This window comes from Pseudomonas sp. R15(2017) (assembly GCF_002112685.1).
Lineage (GTDB): Bacteria > Pseudomonadota > Gammaproteobacteria > Pseudomonadales > Pseudomonadaceae > Aquipseudomonas > Aquipseudomonas glycinae.
The window spans coordinates 743,129-764,182 of the sequence record NZ_NEII01000001.1 but is presented as its reverse complement, the minus strand read 5'-3'; the positions used below and the strand labels follow the sequence as shown (position 1 = coordinate 764,182).

Annotated in this window: 18 protein-coding genes; 2 read left to right on the top strand and 16 right to left on the bottom strand. The window is 61.9% G+C overall.

Going from position 1 to position 21,054, the window contains the following annotated elements:
- Nucleotides 1–36: 36 nt before the first annotated feature.
- From trpC to CAF77_RS03515, 3 genes are read right to left on the bottom strand one after another with little or no spacing between them, the layout of a single operon-like run.
- Nucleotides 37–873 (bottom strand): indole-3-glycerol phosphate synthase TrpC, encoded by an 837-nt coding sequence (trpC, locus tag CAF77_RS03525; RefSeq protein ID WP_085654028.1) that lies wholly within the window; start codon nucleotides 871–873, stop codon nucleotides 37–39.
- Nucleotides 870–1,919 carry an anthranilate phosphoribosyltransferase gene (gene trpD / locus CAF77_RS03520; RefSeq protein ID WP_039768098.1) on the bottom strand — a complete coding sequence of 350 codons (1,050 nt, stop codon included), beginning with the start codon at nucleotides 1,917–1,919 and terminating at the stop codon, nucleotides 870–872. The genes trpC and trpD overlap by 4 nt, the downstream gene beginning before the upstream one ends.
- Before the next feature lie 9 nt (nucleotides 1,920–1,928).
- Nucleotides 1,929–2,522, bottom strand: coding sequence for an aminodeoxychorismate/anthranilate synthase component II (locus CAF77_RS03515; RefSeq protein WP_085654027.1), 594 nt, complete (start codon nucleotides 2,520–2,522; stop codon nucleotides 1,929–1,931).
- A 402-nt stretch (nucleotides 2,523–2,924) separates the two neighbouring features.
- On the opposite strand from CAF77_RS03515, the gene estP reads away from it, so the two are divergent.
- Nucleotides 2,925–4,835, top strand: a complete 1,911-nt coding sequence (gene estP, locus CAF77_RS03510) for an esterase EstP (protein WP_064380371.1) — start codon at nucleotides 2,925–2,927, stop codon at nucleotides 4,833–4,835.
- 67 nt (nucleotides 4,836–4,902) lie between these two features.
- Here the strand turns inward: estP and trpE are convergent, their stop codons facing one another.
- From trpE to CAF77_RS03460, 10 genes are all read right to left on the bottom strand, one after another.
- On the bottom strand, nucleotides 4,903–6,381 hold the full coding sequence (trpE, locus tag CAF77_RS03505; protein ID WP_064380368.1) for an anthranilate synthase component I: 1,479 nt from the start codon (nucleotides 6,379–6,381) through the stop codon (nucleotides 4,903–4,905).
- A 71-nt stretch (nucleotides 6,382–6,452) separates the two neighbouring features.
- A complete protein-coding gene (locus CAF77_RS03500) occupies nucleotides 6,453–7,271 on the bottom strand; it encodes a phosphoglycolate phosphatase (protein WP_064380366.1) in 819 nt (272 codons plus the stop codon).
- Complete coding sequence (gene rpe, locus CAF77_RS03495) at nucleotides 7,268–7,942, bottom strand: ribulose-phosphate 3-epimerase (RefSeq protein ID WP_003228808.1); 675 nt, start codon at nucleotides 7,940–7,942, stop codon at nucleotides 7,268–7,270. The genes CAF77_RS03500 and rpe overlap by 4 nt, the downstream gene beginning before the upstream one ends.
- Before the next feature lie 114 nt (nucleotides 7,943–8,056).
- The gene (locus CAF77_RS03490; RefSeq protein ID WP_064380364.1) at nucleotides 8,057–9,205 is read right to left on the bottom strand and encodes an iron-containing alcohol dehydrogenase; all 1,149 of its coding nucleotides are present in this window, start codon (nucleotides 9,203–9,205) and stop codon (nucleotides 8,057–8,059) included.
- A 194-nt stretch (nucleotides 9,206–9,399) separates the two neighbouring features.
- A complete protein-coding gene (locus tag CAF77_RS03485) occupies nucleotides 9,400–10,224 on the bottom strand; it encodes an ABC transporter permease (protein WP_011336198.1) in 825 nt (274 codons plus the stop codon).
- A 12-nt stretch (nucleotides 10,225–10,236) separates the two neighbouring features.
- Nucleotides 10,237–11,484: an ABC transporter permease gene (locus CAF77_RS03480; RefSeq protein WP_064380362.1), complete on the bottom strand. Its 1,248-nt coding sequence runs from the start codon at nucleotides 11,482–11,484 to the stop codon at nucleotides 10,237–10,239.
- 197 nt (nucleotides 11,485–11,681) lie between these two features.
- Nucleotides 11,682–12,725, bottom strand: coding sequence for an ABC transporter substrate-binding protein (locus CAF77_RS03475; protein ID WP_064380359.1), 1,044 nt, complete (start codon nucleotides 12,723–12,725; stop codon nucleotides 11,682–11,684).
- 48 nt (nucleotides 12,726–12,773) lie between these two features.
- Nucleotides 12,774–13,898, bottom strand: a complete 1,125-nt coding sequence (locus CAF77_RS03470) for an ABC transporter ATP-binding protein (protein WP_007959931.1) — start codon at nucleotides 13,896–13,898, stop codon at nucleotides 12,774–12,776.
- A gap of 350 nt (nucleotides 13,899–14,248) precedes the next feature.
- Complete coding sequence (locus CAF77_RS03465) at nucleotides 14,249–14,878, bottom strand: response regulator transcription factor (protein WP_007959929.1); 630 nt, start codon at nucleotides 14,876–14,878, stop codon at nucleotides 14,249–14,251.
- A 100-nt stretch (nucleotides 14,879–14,978) separates the two neighbouring features.
- Nucleotides 14,979–17,375: a PAS domain S-box protein gene (locus tag CAF77_RS03460; protein ID WP_064380357.1), complete on the bottom strand. Its 2,397-nt coding sequence runs from the start codon at nucleotides 17,373–17,375 to the stop codon at nucleotides 14,979–14,981.
- A 73-nt stretch (nucleotides 17,376–17,448) separates the two neighbouring features.
- Here CAF77_RS03460 and CAF77_RS03455 point away from each other — a divergent pair, with 73 nt between their 5' ends.
- Nucleotides 17,449–18,438, top strand: coding sequence for an alpha/beta hydrolase family protein (locus tag CAF77_RS03455; RefSeq protein ID WP_085654026.1), 990 nt, complete (start codon nucleotides 17,449–17,451; stop codon nucleotides 18,436–18,438).
- A gap of 62 nt (nucleotides 18,439–18,500) precedes the next feature.
- Here CAF77_RS03455 and CAF77_RS03450 read toward each other — a convergent pair whose 3' ends face one another.
- Genes CAF77_RS03450 through CAF77_RS03440 form a run of 3 tightly spaced genes read right to left on the bottom strand, consistent with a single transcriptional unit; the run spans nucleotide 18,501 to nucleotide 20,957 of the window.
- Nucleotides 18,501–19,268 carry a TerB family tellurite resistance protein gene (locus tag CAF77_RS03450; protein WP_064380352.1) on the bottom strand — a complete coding sequence of 256 codons (768 nt, stop codon included), beginning with the start codon at nucleotides 19,266–19,268 and terminating at the stop codon, nucleotides 18,501–18,503.
- Between the two features lies 1 nt (nucleotide 19,269).
- Nucleotides 19,270–19,941 (bottom strand): N-acetylmuramate alpha-1-phosphate uridylyltransferase MurU, encoded by a 672-nt coding sequence (gene murU / locus CAF77_RS03445; RefSeq protein ID WP_085654025.1) that lies wholly within the window; start codon nucleotides 19,939–19,941, stop codon nucleotides 19,270–19,272.
- Nucleotides 19,938–20,957: an aminoglycoside phosphotransferase family protein gene (locus CAF77_RS03440; protein WP_085654024.1), complete on the bottom strand. Its 1,020-nt coding sequence runs from the start codon at nucleotides 20,955–20,957 to the stop codon at nucleotides 19,938–19,940. Before CAF77_RS03440 ends, murU begins: the two co-directional genes overlap by 4 nt.
- Nucleotides 20,958–21,054 lie beyond the last annotated feature (97 nt).

Below are 21,054 nucleotides of genomic sequence, written 5' to 3'. Positions count from 1 at the left end.
GCTCCCACAGGGGGACGGGCGCCTGCGAAGACTCGATCAGTCGAGGGTCGAACCGCTCACCGGTACGCCGCGCTCAGGGAAGAACAGACGTTGCAGTTCGATGCCCGGGTTTTCGGCGCGCATGAACGCTTCGCCGACCAGGAACGCGTAAACGTCGCTGATTTCCATAAGCTCGACATCGACACGGTTGAGGATCCCGCTCTCGGTGATGACCAGACGATCGCGCGGGATGCGCGGCAGCAGGTCGAGGGTGGTTTCCAGGCTCACGTCAAAGGTGTGCAGGTTGCGGTTGTTGACCCCGACCAGCGGCGTGTCGAGGGTTTTCAACGCGCGCTCCAGCTCATCGCCGTCGTGCACTTCCACCAGCACATCGAGGCCAACGTCTTTGGCCACCGACGCCAGTTCGGCCATTTTCACGTCATCCAGCGCGGAGACGATCAGCAGCACGCAATCGGCGCCCAAGGCACGGGCCTCGACGATCTGGTACGGATCGATCATGAAGTCCTTGCGGATCACCGGCAGCGAGCAGGCCGCGCGGGCCTGTTGCAGGTAGGCATCGGCGCCCTGGAAGTAGTCGATGTCGGTCAGCACCGACAGGCAGGTCGCCCCACCCTTCTCGTAGCTTTTGGCGATGTCGGCGGGAACGAAGTTCTCGCGGATCACGCCCTTGCTCGGCGACGCCTTCTTGATTTCGGCGATCACTGCCGGTTGTTTCTTCTTGGCCTGCGCCAGCAATGCCTGGGCAAAACCACGGGGTGCATCGGCCGCCTTGGCCAGACTTTCCAGCTCGCTCAGGCTGACGCGAGCGCTACGCTCGGCGACTTCCTGAACCTTGCGGGCCAGAATTTTTTCCAGAACCGTCGGTACACTCATCCCTCATTCTCCACTTTGAATACCGCGGTAAAGGCACCCAACTCCTCGAGTTTTTCCCGAGCAAGACCGGTGTGCAGAGCGTCGTGGGCCAGTGCCACGCCCTCTTTCAGACTTGTCGCCAGGTCGGCTGCGTACAGCGCCGCACCGGCATTGAGCACGATCATTTCGGCAGCCTTCTGACCGTTCTCGGTCTTGCGCTTGCCCAGCGCATCGCGGATCAGCGCCAGCGAGGCTTCCGGGCCTTCGACCGACAGACCGTGCAGGCTCTGGCTCTTCATGCCCAGATCTTCCGGCTCGACCCAATATTCGGTGATCTGATCGTCCTTCAGCTCGGCGACAAACGTCGGCGCCGCCAGGCTGAATTCGTCCAGACCGTCTTTCGAATGCACCACCAGCACGTGCTTGCTGCCCAGGCGCTGCAAGACTTCAGCCAACGGCCGGCACAGCGCCGGGGTGAACACGCCCACCACCTGATGTTTCACACCGGCCGGATTCGTAAGCGGGCCAAGCATGTTGAACAGGGTACGCAGGCCGAGATCGCGGCGCGGGCCGGCGGCGTACTTCATGGCTTTGTGGTGAGTCTGGGCAAACATGAAACCGATGCCGACGTTGTCGATGCAGCGCGCCACCTGAACCGGGGTCAGGTTGAGGTAGATGCCGGCGGCTTCCAGCAGGTCGGCACTGCCGCTCTTGCCCGATACGGCACGGTTACCGTGCTTGGCCACGGTGCAACCGGCCGCAGCGACCACGAAGGAAGACGCGGTCGACACGTTGAAAATATTCGCCCCGTCACCGCCGGTGCCGACCACATCGACCACGCCGTCGAGGGTCTTGAGTTCGACCTTGTCCGCCAGTTCGCGCATCACCGACACGGCGCCGACGATCTCGTCGATGCTCTCGCTCTTCATGCGCATGGCCATCATGAACGCGCCGATCTGCGCGTCAGTGCATTGGCCGGTCATGATTTCGCGCATCACGTCGCGCATTTCATCGGTGCTGAGGTCGAGGTGATCGACGATACGGCTCAGGGCTGTCTTGATATTCATGGAAAGTCCTTAGCGCGTGCCGCCGGTTTGTTTGAGGAAGTTGGCGAACAGTTCATAGCCCTGTTCGGTCAGGATCGATTCGGGGTGGAACTGTACGCCCTCGATATTCAGGGTCTTGTGACGCAGGCCCATGATTTCGTCGACCGAACCGTCATCGTGCTGGGTCCACGCGGTCAGCTCCAGGCAATCGGGCAACGTTTCGTGTTTGACGATCAGGGAATGATAGCGGGTGACGGTCAGCGGGTGATTCAGCCCGGCAAACACACCCTTGTCCTCGTGGAATACCGGGCTAGTCTTACCGTGCATCACTTGCCGGGCACGGACAACATCGCCGCCAAAAGCCTGGCCGATGGACTGGTGACCGAGGCAGACACCGAGGATCGGCAGTTTGCCGGCGAAGTGCTTGATGGCTTCGATGGAGATGCCGGCTTCGGTCGGTGTGCACGGGCCCGGGGATACGACGATCCGCTCAGGGTTGAGCGCTTCGATTTCGGCGATGGTCAGTTCGTCGTTGCGCACCACTTTGACCTCGGCACCCAGCTCGCCGAGGTATTGCACAACGTTGTAAGTAAAGGAGTCGTAGTTGTCGATCATCAGCAACATGGCGTTTCGAACCTCTTGAATTCTGACTTGAAGACAGCCTTCGGATGACTTGCCAGGCGCTGCACACGGTCAGACGCGCAGGTCGCATCGGCACAGCGGCATTTCAAACGGGCAAGGAAGGCAAAGCGATACAGATCCGGCAGGGCCGGCAGAAAAGATTCAGGCGCGCCAACGCCAGCGGGCGTGTGCCTTGATGACTTGATCCAGAAGTTTGCTGGTGATCAACACGGGGAAGGTCTCGTTCATACGTTTCGGCACAGTAACTTAGCTGGGCGGAGCGTGCAATATGGCCGGGGCCGTGGGGGATAAAACAATGGGAGGGTTGACGACCGATGGCAAATCGCCGGAAGTTTTTGGTACTGTCGTTTCGTTCACTACAACAATAAATAAACGGACTTGCTCATGATCAAACAAACGTTGTTTGTACCGCTCGCCGGATGCCTGCTCGCGATGGCCTGCGCCCAGGCGAACGCCGCACCCAATCCTTATTCGAATTTCGTGGTCTTCGGCGACAGCCTGAGCGATGCGGGGACTTTCACCGACAGCGGCGGCCCGGCCGGCGCCACGCAGCGCTACACCAACCGCACCGGTCCGGTGTACCTGGACGGCAGCGGTGAACTCCGCTCGCTGAACTCGACGCAACTGCTCGGTGGCCGACTCGGCTTCACGCCGGATCAAACCGCCTCCTCGTCCTCGGCAGTTCGTGCCGGCCAAGGCCAGCCGGACGGTAACAACTGGGCTGTCGGCGGCTACCGCACCGACCAGATTCTCGACTCGATCACCAGCCAGTCCGCCACCGGCGAACGCACCCGCGCCGGTTATCTGCCGTCGAACGGTTTCCGCGCCGACCCGAATGCCTTGTATTACCTGACCGGAGGCGGCAACGACTTCCTCCAGGGCCGCGTCACCAGCCTGCCTCAGGCGAATGCCGCCGCCGATCGACTGGTCGACAGCGTACGCACACTGCAAGGTGCCGGCGCCCGCTACATCATGGTCTGGCTGTTGCCGGACATCGGCCTGACCCCGGCCATCAACGGATCGCCGTTGCAGGCCTTTACCTCGCAACTCAGCGCCCAGTTCAACTCCGAACTGGTCAGCCAGTTGCAGAGCGTCAATGCCAACGTGATTCCGCTGAACGTGCCGGTCCTGCTCAAAGAGGCATTCGCCAATCCGGCGCAATTTGGTCTGGCGACCGATCAGAACCTGGTCGGCACCTGCTTCAGCGGCAACAGCTGCACCGAGAACGCCCGGTATGGCATCAACAGCGCCACCCCGGACCCGACAAAGCTGATCTACAACGATGCCGTCCACCCGACCGAAGCCGGGCAGCGCCTGATTGCCGATTACGCCTACTCGCTGCTGGCCGCGCCATGGGAAGCGACCCTGTTGCCACAAATGGCCCAAGGCACCTTGCGCTCGCATCAGGATGAACTGCGCAACCAGTGGTTGGCGGATTGGGAAAACTGGCAGGCCGTTGGCCAATGGCGGGCGATTGTCGCCGGTGGTGGCCAGCATCAGGACTTCGACAGCCAGCGCAGCGGCGCCAGCGCCGACGGCAATGGTTATAACCTGAACATCGGCGGCAGCTACCGTCTCAACGACGCCTGGCGCGTGGGCGTGGCGGCCGGTTTCTACAACCAGAAACTCGAGGCCGGCGACAACGACTCGGACTACAAGCTGAACACTTATCTGGGCACCGCGTTCGCCCAGTACCAGCAGAACCGCTGGTGGGGTGACGCCGCCGTGACCGCCGGGCATCTGGATTACGACAGCCTCAAACGCAAATTCCAGCTGGGGATCAACGAACGCGGCGAGAAAGGCGATACCGACGGCTATGTTCTGGCCTTCAGCGGACGCGTGGGTTACGACATTGCGCCAGTGGCAAGCAGCCCATGGCACCTGTCGCCGTTCGTCAGCGCCGATTTCGCCAAGGTTGAAGTCGATGGTTACTCGGAAAACGGCGCCGACTCCACCGCGCTGACGTTCGATGACCAGTCGCGCATCTCCCGGCGCCTCGGCCTCGGGATCCAGGGCAAGTACCAGATCACCTCGCAGACCCAGGTGTTCGGCGAACTGGCCCACGAGCGCGAGTACAACGACGACACCCAGCATGTGACGATGAACCTCAACAGCCTGCCGAACAACCGCTACACCCTGGCCGGCTATACCCCTCAGACCAACCTGAACCGCCTGAACCTGGGCGTGAGCCACAACCTCACCAAGGATCTGGCATTACGTGCCAGCTACGACATCCGCAAGGATGACGACTTCACCCAGCAAGGGATCAACGTCGGCGTAGCGCTCGACTTCTGATTCGCAGGCAAAAAAAACGCGGCGCCTTCACAGGCGCCGCGTTTTTTTAGGCTGAATCATCAATGACTCAGTCCGGGGTTTGCTCGGCCAGCGCAACAGCGCGGAACATCGCCCGGCGCTTGTTGATGGTTTCTTCCCACTCCAGCGCCGGCACCGAGTCGGCGACGATGCCGCCACCGGCCTGCACATGCAGTTCGCCGTTCTTGATCACCGCTGTGCGGATCGCAATCGCGGTGTCCATGTTGCCGTTCCAGGCGAAGTATCCGACCGCGCCGCCGTACACACCACGCTTGACCGGCTCCAGCTCGTCGATGATTTCCATCGCGCGGATCTTCGGTGCGCCGGACAAGGTGCCCGCCGGCAGGATCGCCCGCAGTGCGTCCATCGCCGTCAGCCCGGCCTTCAACTGGCCGGTGACGTTGGACACGATGTGCATCACGTTGGAATAACGCTCGATGACCATCTTCTCGGTAAGTTTCACCGAGCCGATTTCCGATACGCGCCCGGTGTCGTTGCGACCGAGGTCGATCAGCATCAGGTGCTCGGCGATCTCCTTGTCGTCGGACAGCAGGTCTTCTTCCAGCGCCACGTCCGCTTCTTCGGTAGCCCCGCGAGGACGGGTGCCGGCAATCGGGCGCACGGTGATCAGGTTGTCTTCGACCCGTACCAGCACTTCCGGTGAACTGCCGACGACGTGGAAATCGCCGAAGTTGAAGAAGTACATGTACGGCGTCGGGTTGAAGCAACGCAGCGCACGGTACAGATCGATCGGCGCCGCCTTGAAGTCGATCGACATACGCTGGGACGGCACGACCTGCATGCAGTCACCGGCGAGGATGTATTCCTTGATGGTGTCGACGGCTTTTTCGTAGTCGTCCTGGGTAAAACTGGAGCGGAACACCGGCTCGGCTGCCTGCTGCTTGCTGAAATCCAGGCCACGGCGCGGGGTGATCGGCTGACGCAGTTTTCCCAGCAGTTGCTGCAATTGCGCCTGGCCCTGCTCGTAGGCATCGGCCTGCGCCGGATCGGCCAGCACAATCGCGTGCATCTTGCCGGCGAGGTTGTCGAACACCACCACCGCATCGGAGACCATCAGCAGAATGTCCGGCACGCCCAGCGGATCCGGATTCGGGCATTTGCCAAGGCGCTTCTCTACATAACGCACACAGTCGTAACCGAAGTAACCCACCAGACCGCCGTTGAAGCGCGGCAGACCGGCAATGGTCGGCACGTTGTAGCGGGCCCTGAAGGCTTCGACGAAGGCCAGCGGGTCTTCGACATCGTGGCTTTCGGTCTCGACGCCATCGACGGTGATGCTGACGTGATGATCATGAACCCGCAGCACGGTGCGGCACGGCAGGCCGATGATCGAGTAACGGCCCCATTTCTCGCCGCCCTGCACCGATTCGAGCAAGTAGGAGTTGGGCTGGTCGGCCAGTTTCAGGTAGATCGACAGCGGGGTGTCGAAGTCTGCCAGGGTTTCGCAGGCCAGCGGGATGCGGTTGTAGCCGTCAGCGGCCAGACGCAGGAATTCTTCGCGGATCATAGGGTGCCTCGTGGTGTGAGGTGCAAATCAGTCAGGTGTGCAAACGCGCCGGCAGGCCGGCCAGGAACAAGTCAGGCGCGCCAACGCCAGCGGGCCAGGGCCTTGATGACTTTCATCCAGAGTTTGCGGGTGACCACCACGATGGCGTTTCCAGAAGGGGATTGAGCAGCGTCGGGCAACGTTATCTCAGCGGCCGTATCCAGGCAACCGGGAATTAGCTTGCGCAGATCGTCGATCACCAGCGCCGGGGATTCCTCGGCAATCGGTCGGCCATGGTTGTAGCCATAACTCAGCCCGACACATTTGACCCCCGCCGCTTTCGCCGCCAGCACGTCGCTGCGCGAATCGCCGACGAACAGCGATTGCGAGGCGGGAATGCCGGACATCTTCATGACGAAGAACAGCGCCGCCGGGTCAGGCTTCTTCTGCGGCAGGGTATCGCCGCCGATGATCCACTTGAAGTAGCGGCCGATCTTCATCTGATCCAGCAGCGGCGCGACGAAGCGCTCCGGCTTGTTGGTGATCAGCGCCATGGCCACGCCCTGCTTGTGCAGCCATTTCAGGGTGTCGCGCACGCCGGGATAGACCACGGTCAGCTCATGGCTGGCGCCGTAGGCCTCCATGAAAACTTCCAGCGCGTGCTCGGCTTCGACGTCATCCACGGAGGAATGGTCGATGCCGCCGGCCAAGGCGCGGCGCACCAGCACCGGCGCACCGTTGCCGACCCACTCGCGCACCGACTCGATACCGGCAGGCTTGCGCCCGAGGGAGAGCAGCATGTTATCCACCGCCGCCGCCAGGTCGGGTACCGAATCGATCAGCGTGCCATCCAGATCGAACATCACCAACCGCGGCAGTTGCCCCGGGAACAGCTGCTCAAAACCGCTCATGGGCGAGCCAGCGCCAGTTCGGAACGCATCTTGTCGATGACTTCCTGATAGTTCGGCGCATTGAAGATCGCCGAACCGGCGACAAAGGTGTCGGCACCGGCAGCGGCGATTTCGCGGATGTTGTTGACGTTGACGCCGCCGTCGATTTCCAGGCGGATGTCACGGCCCGAGGCATCGATGATCGCGCGGGCTTCACGCAGCTTGTCGAGGGTGCCGGGGATGAATTTCTGCCCGCCGAAGCCCGGGTTGACGCTCATCAGCAAGACCATGTCGACCTTGTCGATCACGTACTTGAGCACGTCCAGCGGGGTCGCCGGGTTGAACACCAGGCCGGATTTGCAGCCGCCTTCACGGATCAGTTGCAGCGAACGATCGACGTGCAGCGTGGCTTCCGGGTGGAAGGTGATGTAGGTGGCCCCGGCCTCGATGAAGTCGCCGACGATGCGATCCACCGGGCTGACCATCAGGTGCGCGTCGATCGGCGCGGTGATGCCGTACTTGCGCAGCGCTGCGCAGACCATCGGGCCGATGGTCAGGTTCGGCACGTAGTGGTTGTCCATGACATCGAAGTGAACGAAGTCGGCACCGGCGGCCAGAACGTTGTCCACTTCCTCGCCCAGGCGGGCGAAGTCGGCGGAAAGAATCGACGGAGCAATAACGAAGGGCTGCATGACGCACCTTTTCTGAGCTAAATCACGATGGCGCGCATTGTATACCTCAAGTTTCCGCGCGCGCACCGTGACCGCGATGATTGGGTTGTGCCATGACCGATGACCGGCGGGTTCTCAGTACGCCGCCCGGTAGATCTTCTCGATGTCGGCGGCGCTGAGCTTGCGCGGGTTGTTGCGCATCAGGCGCTCGATTCCCGCGGCCTCCACGGCCATGGCCGGGATCGCTTCTTCGGGCACGCCGAAACTGCGCAGACCCAGCGGGATTTCCACCGCCGCGCACAGTTCGGTCATCGCCGCGACGGCGCTATCGGCGGCTTCATTGAGACTCAGATGAGCGGTCTTCACTCCCATGGCTTCGGCAATATCCTGCATCCGCTCGACGCAGGCCATCTTGTTCCAGGTCATGACATACGGCAGCAGCAACGCATTGCTGACGCCGTGAGCAATGTTGAATCGCCCGCCCAGCGGATACGCCAGCGCATGCACCGCGCCGACCCCGGCATTACCGAACGCCATGCCGGCCATCAGGCTGGCGGTAGCCATGTCTTCCCGGGCTTGCAGGTTGGACGGGTTGGCGTAGGCCTTGGGCAATGACCGGGCGATCAACTTGATTGCGCCGATGGCCAGCGAATCGGTGATCGGCGAGGCATTCAGTGACAGATAGGATTCGATGGCATGCACCAGCGCATCGACGCCACTGGCGGCGGTGACACTGCGCGGGCAGGTCAGGGTCATCTGCGGACTGACCAGCGCCACGTCCGGCAACAGGTAATCGCTGACGATGCCTTTCTTCAGTTGGGCGACCTTGTCCGAAAGAATCGCCACGTTGGTCACTTCGGAACCCGTGCCGGCGGTGGTCGGAATGGCGATCAGCGGCGGGCCCTTGCGCGGCACCTGATCGACGCCGAACAGATCCTCCAGTGCGCCGTGATAACCGGCGTACGCCGCAACGCTCTTGGCGATGTCGATGGCACTGCCGCCACCGAGGCCTATCAGCCCGTCATGCCCGCCTTCGCGGTAGACACGCATGCAGTCCTCGACGATGGCGATTTCCGGATCGGGCAACACGCGGTCGAAAATTTCGTACTCGCGCTCGCCGATCTGTGCCAGCGCCAGCCCCACCGTGCCGGACTTGACCAGCGCGGCATCGGTGACAATCAGCGGGTTGTCGATATCCAGCCGCGTGAGCTCGGCCGCCAGTTGCTCGATGGCCCCGGCGCCGGTGATCAGTTTGTGAGCAATCTTGAACGAGGAAAGACTCATCGTGCGCAGCCTCTTATAGATGTGGGAGCTGAGCACAAGCGTAGCTGGGGAATTCGGGTTGTCTGTCATTCAGCGCATGAATGGCAACCCGCACACTGATCGTTCCCACGCTCCGCGTGGGAATGCAGCCCGGGACGCTCCGCGTTCCATTCGGGAGCTGGAACGAGGAGCGAGGGAACAATATCGAGCTGGGTTCAGACCTGAGCGGTGCGCAGCTTCTCACTCCGCCCACGCAACCACTCCAGCGTCAGCAACAGAATCACCGAGAAGGCAATCAACAACGTCGCAGCCGCCGCAATCGTCGGGCTCAGGTTCTCGCGAATCCCGCTGAACATCTGCCGTGGCAACGTCGCCTGCTCGGGACCTGCGAGAAACAGCGTCACCACCACCTCATCGAACGAGGTCGCAAAGGCAAACAGCGCACCGGAAATCACCCCCGGTGCAATCAGCGGCAAGGTCACCCGACGGAACGTGGTCAGTGGCGAAGCACCAAGGCTGGCCGCCGCCCGCACCAGATTATGGTTGAACCCCTGCAGTGTCGCCGACACCGTGATGATCACGAACGGCACACCCAGCACCGCGTGCACCACGATCAGCGAGAAGAAACTGTTGCCCAGGCCCAGCGGCGCAAAGAACAGGTAACTGGCCACACCGATGATCACCACCGGCACCACCATCGGCGAAATCACCAGCGCCATCACCAGCGGCTTGCCGGGGAAGTCGCCACGAGTCAGACCGATGGCCGCCAGCGTGCCGAACACCATTGCCAGTACCGTCGCCGCCGGGGCGACGATGATGCTGTTCTTCAACGAACGCATCCATTCCGCCGAAGCGAAGAAATCCTGATACCAGTGCAGCGAAAAGCCTTGCAGCGGGTACACCAGAAAACTGCCCGAGTTGAACGACAGCGGCACGATCACCAGCACCGGCAGGATCAGAAACAACAGGATCAAGCCGCAGAGGATCCGCAAGCTGTAGAACCACACCCGCTCGACGGGCGACATATAAGGACTCAGCATTTCAAATTCCCCTTAGCTCAGGCGCAGGCGACTGGCGCCCACCAGCCAGCTGTAGATCAGATAAAGCACCACGGTCGCCAGCAGCAACAGCCCGCCCAGTGCGGTGGCCATGCCCCAGTTGATGCTGGTGTTGGTGTAGAACGCGACGAAGTAGCTGACCATCTGATCGTTCGGGCTGCCCAGCAGCGCCGGGGTGATGTAGTAGCCAATGGCGAGGATGAACACCAACAGGCAACCGGCGCCGACACCGGCGTAGGTCTGCGGGAAGTACACCCGCCAGAAACTGGCGAACGGATGGCAACCCAGGGAAATCGCAGCACGCATGTAGGTCGGCGAGATGCCTTTCATCACGCTGTAGATCGGCAGGATCATGAACGGCAGCAGGATGTGCACCATCGAGATGTAAACCCCGGTGCGGTTGAACACCAGCTCCAGCGGTTTATCGATGATGCCCATCGCTATCAATGCGCTGTTGATCAATCCGCCGGATTGCAGCAACACGATCCACGCGGCGACTCGCACCAGAATCGAGGTCCAGAACGGCAGCAGCACCAGAATCATCAGCAGGTTGCTTTGACGCGAAGGCAGATTGGCCAGCAGGTACGCCAGCGGATAGGCCAGCACCAGGCAGATCACGGTGATGATCAGGCCCATCCAGAAGGTCCGGGCGAAGATGTCGAGGTAGATCGCCTGATCCGGGGTCGCCGGAGCAATTTCGCCGAGGTCGTCGATGCGATGATCCACCGCCGCCAGCAGATAGAACGGGGTGATGCTGCTGGTGTTGCGCTTCACCGCTTGCCAGTAGGCCGGATCGCCCCAACGCTCGTCGAGGCCCTCCAGCGCTTCTTTATAAGAGGCCGGTTCGCTGGCGAATGGCAGCGAGCGGGCGGTTTTGGTCAGCAGGCTGCGGTAGCCGGCCAACTCCATGTTCAGGCGCTTGGACAGATCGCCCAGGGTCTGGTTTTTCCGCGCTTCGGCGAGGTCTTCGCTGGCGGCTTTATAGACCGGTTCGGCGGGCAGGCCTCGGCCGTCCCACGCAGCAATCGCGGTTACGGTGCGCGGCATGCCGCCAACCACTTCCGGGTTGCCGACGCTTTTATAGAGCAGCGCCACGATCGGCACCAGGAACACCAGCAACAGAAACAGCACCAGCGGCGCGATCAGCGCCTGGGCCTTCCAGCGGTTGACCCGCTCGGCGTGCTTGAGCCGCTGCTTCAAGGTGGGGCTGTTGCCCTCGTTCAGGGGAACGGCGATGGCCATGACGTACTCCGCAAATCTTTGATCGTTACAAAAGCGGCGAATACCGCCTCGAACTTGGGGTACTGATCGTTCCCACGCTCTGCGTGGGAACGCATTCAGTGACGCTCTGCGTCACAGGGACGCGGAGCGTCCCGGGCGGCATTCCCACGCAGAGCGTGGGAACGATCATCCGGTAGCCGTCGGCCCGTGTGACGTGGTTACTTCGCAGCCCAGGAATTGAAGCGCTGCTCCAGTTGCTCGCCGTTGTCAGCCCAGAAGCTGACGTCGATCTGCACCTGGTTGGCGATGTTTTCCGGGGTGGTCGGCATGTCTTTCAGGATCGCCTTGTCCAGCAAAGGCACTGCCTGAGAGTTGGCCGGGCCATAGGCGATGTTTTCCGAGTAGGTCTTCTGCTGTTGCGGCTGTACCGAGAACGCGATGAATTTCTTCGCCGCTTCAGCACGCTTGGCGTCCAGGCCTTTCGGAATGGCCCAGGCGTCGAAGTCGTAGATACCGCCGTTCCACACCACCTTCAGGTTGGATTCTTTCTGCACGGCAGCGATACGACCGTTGTAGGCCGAGCTCATGACCACGTCACCGGAAGCGAGGTATTGCGGCGGCTGGGCGCCGGCTTCCCACCACTGGATGTTCGGTTTCAGCTCATCCAGTTTCTTGAACGCGCGATCCTGGCCGTTCTTGCTGGCCAGTTCCTTGTAGACGTCTTTCGGCGCAACGCCGTCGGCCATCAGTGCGAATTCGAGGGTGTACTTGGCGCCTTTGCGCAGGCCACGTTTGCCCGGGAATTTTTTGGTGTCCCAGAAATCCGCCCAGCTGGTCGGTGCGGTTTTCAGTTTGTCGGCGTTGTAGGCCAGCACGGTCGACCACACGAAGAAGCCCACGCCGCATGGCTGGATCGCGCCTTTGACGTAGTCTTCGGATTTGCCGAACAGCGCAGGATCGAGTTGTTCGAACATGTCTTCGTCGCAGCCACGGGACAGCTCCGGCGATTCAACCTCTACCAGATCCCAGGACACGCTTTTGGTGTCGACCATGGCTTTGACCTTGGCCATCTCACCGTTGTACTCGCCGGCGACGATCTTGCCGTTGCCCGCTGCTTCCCAAGGCGCGTAGAAGGCTTTGACTTGCGCCGCCTTGTTCGCCCCGCCAAACGACACCACGGTCAGATCCGGCCCAGCGGCCATTGCGCTTGCCGCACCCATCAGGCCCAGGGTCAGGGCTGTGAACTTCAGGGATCTCAACATTTATTGTTCTCTCCACGTGCAGGGTTGGTGTTGGTATTGCGGGGCGTTTCAGTGCGCCTCTAGAAGAGGATCGAGCGCGCGAACGTGCTCGACCTGCCAGCCAAGCGGAACCACGTCACCGACCGCGAGCGCTGGATCGAGCTCGGCAATCGGTTGTTTCACGAAGAAGTCGGTCTTGCCACAGACTTCCAGGCGCACCCGGACGTGGTCGCCCAGATAGATGAATTCGGCCACCCGCCCGGAGAAGCGGTTGACGCATTGGTCGCTCGAACCGTTGAGGCTGACGCGCTCGGGGCGGATCGACAGGGTGACCGGTTCGCCGGTCTGGCCGATGTTGACCGCCAGCGCCTCGACCTTTTCCCCGCGCCCCAGCTCGACCACGCAGCGCTCGCCGTTCTGGCTGAGCAGGCGACCGTTGAGGCGGTTGTTCTCGCCGATGAAGTTGGCGACGAAGGTGTTTTTCGGTTCTTCGTAGAGGGTGCGCGGCGGGGCGATCTGCTGGATTTCGCCCTGATGGAACACGGCAACGCGGTCAGACATGGTCAGGGCTTCGCCCTGGTCGTGGGTCACGTAGACCACGGTTACGCCAAGGCGCTGGTGCAGGTGTTTGATTTCCATCTGCATGTGTTCGCGCAGTTGCTTGTCGAGAGCGCCGAGCGGTTCGTCCATCAGCACCAGCTGCGGTTCGAACACCAGCGCGCGGGCCAAAGCCACACGTTGTTGCTGACCGCCGGACAATTGCGCCGGATAACGCGATGCGAACGCATCAAGCTGGACCATGCTCAGGACTTTCTTGACCTTGTCGCTGACGTCGCTCTTGTTCAGGCCGCGCACGGTCAGCGGAAACGCGAGGTTCTCGGCGACGGTCATGTGCGGGAACAACGCGTAGTTCTGGAACACCATGCCGATGTCACGCTTGTGCGGCGGCACGTTATTGATCGCCCGCCCGGCCAGGAGGATTTCACCGGCGGTCGGGGTTTCAAAACCGGCGAGCATCATCAGGCTGGTGGTCTTGCCGGAGCCGGACGGCCCGAGCAAGGTGAGGAATTCGCCCTTGCGGATGTCCAGGTTGAGGTCTTTGACGATCAGGTTCTCGCCGTCGTAGCTCTTCTGCACTCCACGAAAGCTGACCAGCACATCACTGGCCCCTGCGTTTGATTCGACCTGGCTCATACCCACACCTTTGTTATTGATGACTGCTGTGGGATTAAGCCTAGTGGCTGCTTGCAGTCCCGCAAATCGGGGCGCAGGAGAGAATCGCCTCAGCCGGATGGAAGGCCGGGGGTAGGGATTGCCCTACAAGGATGGCGCTAATAGACAGAGCAGTGGCGAATGTTGAGCTGCAAGCCGCAAGAACAAGCAAAAGCGCGTGTCGCTGACAGATATGCCCAATATCGCAGGATCAATGAAGAAACCTGTGGGAGCGAGCTTGCTCGCGAAAGCGATGTGTCAGTCGCCATCTTTTCTGTCTGACACGGCCTCTTCGCGAGCAAGCTCGCTCCCACAGTGGATAGAGGTGTGGTTCAGAGGAGCTTGTGTTCCATCGCGTACTTCACCAGCTCGGCGAGCGAAGTGATGTTGAGCTTCTGCATCAGCCGCGCCTTGTGGGTGCTGATGGTCTTGCTGCTCAGGGCCAATTGCTGGGCGATGTCGTTAACGTTGGCGCCTTGCGCCAGCCGTTCGAACACCGAGAACTCGCGCTCCGACAGCAACGAGTGCAGCGGCCGCGCATCGGTCAGGCCGACTTCGAACACCATTCGGTCGGCCAGCTCCGGGTCGATGTAGCGCCCGCCTGCCGCCACTTTGCGAATGGCCGTCAGCAGCAGCGCCGGATCGCTGTCCTTGGTCGCATAACCGGCGGCGCCGACCTTCAGCGCCCGGGCGGCCATCTGTGCTTCGTCATGCATCGACAGCACCAGAATCGCCGGAGGATGGTTCAGCGCGCGGATCCGCGGAATCGCTTCGAGCCCGTTGACGCCAGGCATCGAGATATCCAGCAGCACTACTTCACAGGGCACGTTGCGCAGAGTTTCCAGCAACTGCTCGCCATTGCTCGCCTCCCCCACCACTTGCAGATCCTTGGCCAGGCCGATCAATTGCTTGATGCCTTCGCGAACGATGGTGTGGTCTTCGGCTACCAGTACACGGATCACTTTTCTTCTCCAGATTCAGGCAAACACAAATCCCTGTGGGAGCTGCGGTGCGACGATTCGACTTACCCACGAAGGCGTCAGTCCAGACACCGCAAAATCATCAGACCTCATCCACCGGTACCCACACCACCAGACGAGTGCCATCCCCCGGTTCACTTTCAAGCATCAACCGCCCGCCCATGATCAACACCCGCTCGCGCATGCCCACCAGCCCAAAGGATGTCGGCCTGCCCGCAGCGGCGACAAATCCTACGCCATCATCGCTGACCGTCAGACACAATTCGTCGCCTTCCTGCGCCAGCGTCAGTTCTACAGTATGCGCCTGGGCATGGCGCATGACGTTGGTCAGCGCTTCCTGAAGAATGCGGAACAGGCCGATGGCCTTGGCGTCGCTGAGCGGTGCAAGGTTGTCCGGCACCTGCACCAGACACGGAATCTGCGTGCGCGCCTCGAACCGCCGCGCCTGCCACTCGATGGCCGAGGCGATCCCGGCATCGAGAATCGGCGGGCGCAACGCCGTCGCGACATCGCGCACCAACTGGAACAATTGGGCGATCAGGCGCTTCATGCTGTTCAGCCGCTCGTTCAGGCCAGGGTCGAGTTGCGCGTAGGCCAGTTCGCACATCGACGTCTCCAGTTTCAGCACCGTCAGCATCTGTCCCAGCTCATCGTGAACCTCGCGGGCGATGCGCGCCTTTTCCTCTTCCCGCACGCTTTCAAGATGCGCCGACAATTCGCGCAATTGTTCACGGGAGGCTGCCAGCTCCAGTTCGATGCGTTTGCTTTCAGTGATGTCCCAGACAATGCCGTCCCAGACATAGGAGCCGCCCTCCAGTTGACGGGTGATCGCCTTGATCTCGGCCCAGCGCTGCTCGCCCTGGCGCGTAACAATCCGGCCCTGCCACGACCAATCGCTGTCGGTGTCCAGTGCCTGATCCTGGGTCTGGTGATAGCCGGCCCGGTCATCCGGATGCACCAGACTGCGCAGGCCCATGTCGCGGTGGGCGATGGCGGCCGGCGCGTAGCCGACCAGACTTTCGCTGCCCTCGCTGATGTAGGCAAAGTCGATTTGCCCGGTCACCGGTGCGCGCTCGAGACGGAACACCAACCCCGGCACATTGGCCGCGATGCCTTGCAGCCGCGCCTCGCTTTCCTGCAACGCAGCCAGGGCACGACGGCGTTCGGTGACATCGGTGAGGTAAACCACCAGGTACTCGCCATCGCGAAACCGCAGGAAGCTCAGCGACACGTCGGCCGGCAGCACACTGCCATCGGCGCGCACACAGTTGGTTTCAAAACTCAGCGGACCTTCTTCGCTGGCCCGCGCGCGTTTCCACAGATTGAGCCAGCGATCCATGTGCAGGCCCGGTTCGAAGTCGATCAACGGCCGGTCAATGATGGCGCCCTGTGGATAACCGAGCATGTTTTCTGCCGCACGGTTGGCGTAGCGCACATGGCTGTCCCAGTTGACCCAGAGAATGCCGACGGTGCTCTGATCGATGGAAAACTGGGTCAGGCGCAGGGCCTCTTCGCTGGCGGCGCGCAGGGCGATGTCTTCGCGGGCGTCGAACAAGCGTTGCTCAAGACTGCGTTGCTGGCGGCGTTGCCAGAACACGATGGCCACGCAACTGAGCAGCAGCACCGCGAACAAAAGACTCAGGTTCTGCCAGAAGCCCGGTGATTCGGAGAGCCGTGGATATTTGGGTTGCAGCCATTGCGCATGCAGGCGCTCCAGATCCTTGGCCGGGATTGCGCGCAGGGCGTTCTCGACGATTCCGGCCAGCTCCGGCCAGTCACGACGGGTGCCGATGCGCAGCAGTTGCGGCAAACCGATGTCACCGACCACCACCAGCCCGGCAAACTCCGGTTCCACCGACAGCCGACCGAGCTGCGCCTCATCGACCACCGCGTAGGACGCCTGCTGACTCAGCAACAGTTGCAGCGCCTGACGCTCCATCGGCACGCCTTGCAGATTCAGGTGGGGATAGTTGCTGCGCAGGTAATCGGCGGTGACGCCGGGCATGCGCACGGCGACTCGGGTCTGGCTGTCGAGTTTTTCCAGTTCCACGGTCGCGCTGCCCTTCTGGTCGCTGACCACCAGTTGCGGCACGCGCATGTACGGGTCGGAAAACTGCCACAGACGCAGGCCGCCCGGGGTTTGGGTCAGACCCGGTGCGATGTCGATTTCGCCGTCCCGGGCAGCGGCCTCGAGTTGGGCCAGATCCTGAAAGTTGCGCCAGTTCAGCTCGACATTCAGCGCCCTCGCCAACGCTTTCATCACTTCGACGTTGGCCCCCGACAGCCGCTGCAAGCGCCGGTCGTATTGCGCGTAGGGCGCCTGCAACACCAGGCCCACGCGCAATTCGTTGTGCTGTGCGAGCCACTGTTGTTCGCTCGCCGACAACCGCGCGAGGTGACTCGGTGGCGCAGGCGCCGCCCAGCCCATCAAGGGAAACGCCAGACAGCCGATAACCCACAGGCAGCAAAAACGCATCATTGAAGTCTCATACACTGACAAATTCTGACCAACCCATTAGGCTGCCGGGATAACTTCTGGCCTGGAATAACCGATGCCCCCTGTCTATCGCCTGGCAATGCCAGCATTGTGCCTGTCGCTGATCCTGCCTTGTGCGTTTTCCGTCGAAGCCGCGGATCCGGCATCTGCCCCCGCAGCAGAAAAAGCCGCCGAAGAAAAACCGGTCGAACGCCAGCCACTGCTTGAGCGTAGTCAGGAAGAAGCCGCGGCACTCGAACGCAAGGTTCCGGCCCAGGAACAACAGCAACTGCAAGCCGGCAGCGACACCTTCCTCGCCCTGTGGAAACCGGCCAACACCGCCGAACCCAAAGGCGCGGTAATCCTCATCCCCGGTGCCGGCGAAACCGCCGACTGGCCCCAGGCGATCGGCCCGTTGCGCCGCAAGTTGCCGGACGTCGAGTGGAGCAGCCTGAGTATCACCCTGCCCGATCTGCAAAGCGATGCCATTGCACCGCGCGTGGCCGAAACCCCCGCCGCACCAAAAGCCGCCGACCCGGGCAGCAAGGATTCGACCACCGCCGAGCCGATCGAACAAGCCGCCGGTGGCGAAGCCGATGTGGCCGACAAGGTCGTTGCTGAATCCACCGAGGAACAGTCCAAGGCCGATGCCGAGCGAATCTTCGCCCGCATCGACGCCGCGCTGGCCTACGCCGAACAACAGAGCGCGCGCAGTATCGTCGTCCTCGGCCATGGCACCGGCGCTTACTGGGCCGCTCGCTACATGAGCGAGAGACAGAGCTCGCAGGTCGAGAAGCTGATGCTGGTGGCCGCGCAGACCCCGGCCAAGGCCAAACCGGAACTGGTGGAACTGACACCGACCCTGAAACTGCCGACCGCGGATATTTTCTACATGGATAAACCGCTGGACCGCAACGCGGCACTGGAGCGCATGCAGGCGAGCAAGCGACTGAAGACATCCGCGTTCAGTCAGGTCGCACTCAAGGCCTTGCCGGACAACAAGGCCGAACAGGAGCAATTGTTCCGTCGAGTGCGTGGCTGGTTGAATCCGCAGAGCCCGGACTAATAGTCCGGACCGTCAAAACGCAGACAAAAAAATCGCAGCCCGACGCTGCGATTTTTTTATGCCTAACGAAAATCCCGCCGTTCGCGAATCAACGTGTAGGCATTGTGCAATTCGCGGGTCCTCTCGGTGGCCTCACGCACCTGCGCCGGCGTGGCACCCGTCCCGGCGACCTTGTCCGGGTGATGCCGGCTGAGCAGGCGTCGATAGGCACGTTTGATCTGCGCCGGTTCGCTGGTGGCTGAGACACCGAGCAGGCGCATCGCCTCCTGATAGCTCACCGCCGCGCTGACGATCGGACGCTTGTGCGGCTCGTAGTCCGCCGCCAGCGCCTGGATCTGATGGGTCGTCCAGCCCAGCCACTTGCCCCACTGCGCCAGCAATTCTCGCTCGCTGACGCCGGCCCGGCCATCGGCCCAGACCATTCGCCAGCAGGCGCGCAACACGCCTTCGGCCGCGTGGGGTTGAGTGCTCAAGCGACGCAGATAACCGCGCAGATTGTCGTTGCCGGACTTGCCGCGATTGAACGCGGCAATCGCCCGGCGCTGTGCCGGTTCGCTCATTTCCAGCGAGCGCATCTCCTGCCGCGCCTGCTGGATGTGACCATCCGTGACCCGCCCGTCGCTCTTGGCCAGGCGCCCGAGCAACACGAACAACAATTCGTCGTTGCGCAGCATCGGCCGGCCGCCGAGTTTTTCCCGCAAATGCCCCCAGCTCTGCAAATGCAGGCGCCGATCCAGCGCCTGCCCCAACAAAGCCCCAAGCATGGCCCCCGGAATGCTGGCGATAGCAAAACCCGCTCCGGCTCCAATCAGAGTCCCTGGCCACAACATATCAGCGACTCGCTTCTATCAAGGCTTCGGCTTCGGCCAAACGCTCATGAGTACCGACATCAACCCAGTGACCTTTCAACCGCTCGCCGGTCACCTGCCCGTCCGCCATGGCTTTACGCAACAGCGGCGCCAGTTTGAAGGCACCGTCGGTGCAGCCGTCGAACAACTGCGGATGCAGTACGGCGATGCCGCTGTAGGTCAGGGTCGCCGCGTCGGCCTGGCCATCACGCACCTGGCCGTCGGTCAGAGTGAAATCCCCTGTCGGGTGATGGGCCGGGTTGTCCGCCAGCACCAGATGCGCCAGGCCGTTGATCGGCTGATGCAGGACGCTGAAGTCGTAATCGGTCCAGATGTCACCGTTGACCACCAGAAACGCGTCGTCGCCCAACAGCGGCAAGGCGCGGAAAATCCCGCCGCCGGTCTCCAGTGGCTCACCCTCCGGCGAGTACTGGATCGACACGCCGAACCGCGAACCATCGCCCAGATGATCTTCGATCTGCTGTCCGAGCCAGGCATGGTTGATCACGATCTCGGTGAAACCGCCGCCGGCCAGAGCGCGCAGGTGGTATTCAATCAGCGGCACGCCACCGGCTTGCACCAGCGGTTTGGGGGTGGTCAGGGTCAGCGGGCGCATGCGCTCGCCTTTGCCGGCCGCCAGAATCATTGCCTTCATGCCGTCACTCCACCACGCAGGCTGGCGAGCAGTGCCTGCAGATCCGCCAGCTCGGGACGGCGAGCGATGACCGCTTCTATATAAGAGAAGAAACGCGGCACATCACCGAGGTAACGCGGCTTGCCGTCGCGATGGCAGATGCGGGCGAAGATGCCGATGACTTTCAGATGACGCTGCACGCCCATCAGATCGCTGGCGCGCAGAAACTCTTCGAAGTCCGGCTGCACCGGGATGTTCAGTGCCGACGCCTGCTGCCAGTAGCTTTCCAGCCAGCCGCGCACACGCTGTTCAGGCCAGCTGAGGAAGGCGTCCTTGAACAGGCAGGTCACGTCGTAGGTCACCGGGCCGTACACAGCGTCCTGGAAATCCAGCACGCCGGGATTCGGCTCGCTGAGCATCAGGTTGCGCGGCATGTAGTCGCGGTGCACCAACACTTTCGGCTGGGCCAGGGCGCTGTCGATCAGCAGATCGCTGACCTTTTGCCACTGCTGCTGTTGGGTGGCATCGAACTCGACGCCCAGCTCGCGTTTCACGTACCACTCGGGGAACAGCTCCAGCTCGCGGCGTAACAACGCGACGTCATAGCTCGGCAGCGGTGCCACCATCGGCAGCTGCTGAAAAGCCAGCAGCGCTTGCAAGGCATCGCTGAATAACGCGTCGGCATTTTCGCTGTCGATCACGTCCAGATAGGTCTTGTTGCCCAGGTCATTGAGCAAAAGAAACCCGCGTTCGAGGTCCTCGGCATAAATTTTCGGCACGTTGATGCCGGATTTCGCCAGCAAAAAGGCGATATCCACGAACGGTTTGCAGTTTTCCTGAGGTGGCGGCGCGTCCATCACGACGAAACTGCGACCGGCGCCTTCCCAGCGGAAATACCGGCGAAAACTCGCGTCGCTGCTGGCCGCGGTCAACGTGGCCGGGGGTACGGCTCCCCAGCCCTGATCTGCAAAAAGGGTTGCCAACTGTTCATCGAGCCAAACTTTCAGGTGTTGCAAGCGTACATCTTGATCAGGCATTGCAAGGGTCTCCGACGGCGCTAGCCGTCAAGCGGGTCATGCTTTATTATCCAGCATCTTTTTCAGACCATCGAGAGGCGTGCGGCCCACACCGCGG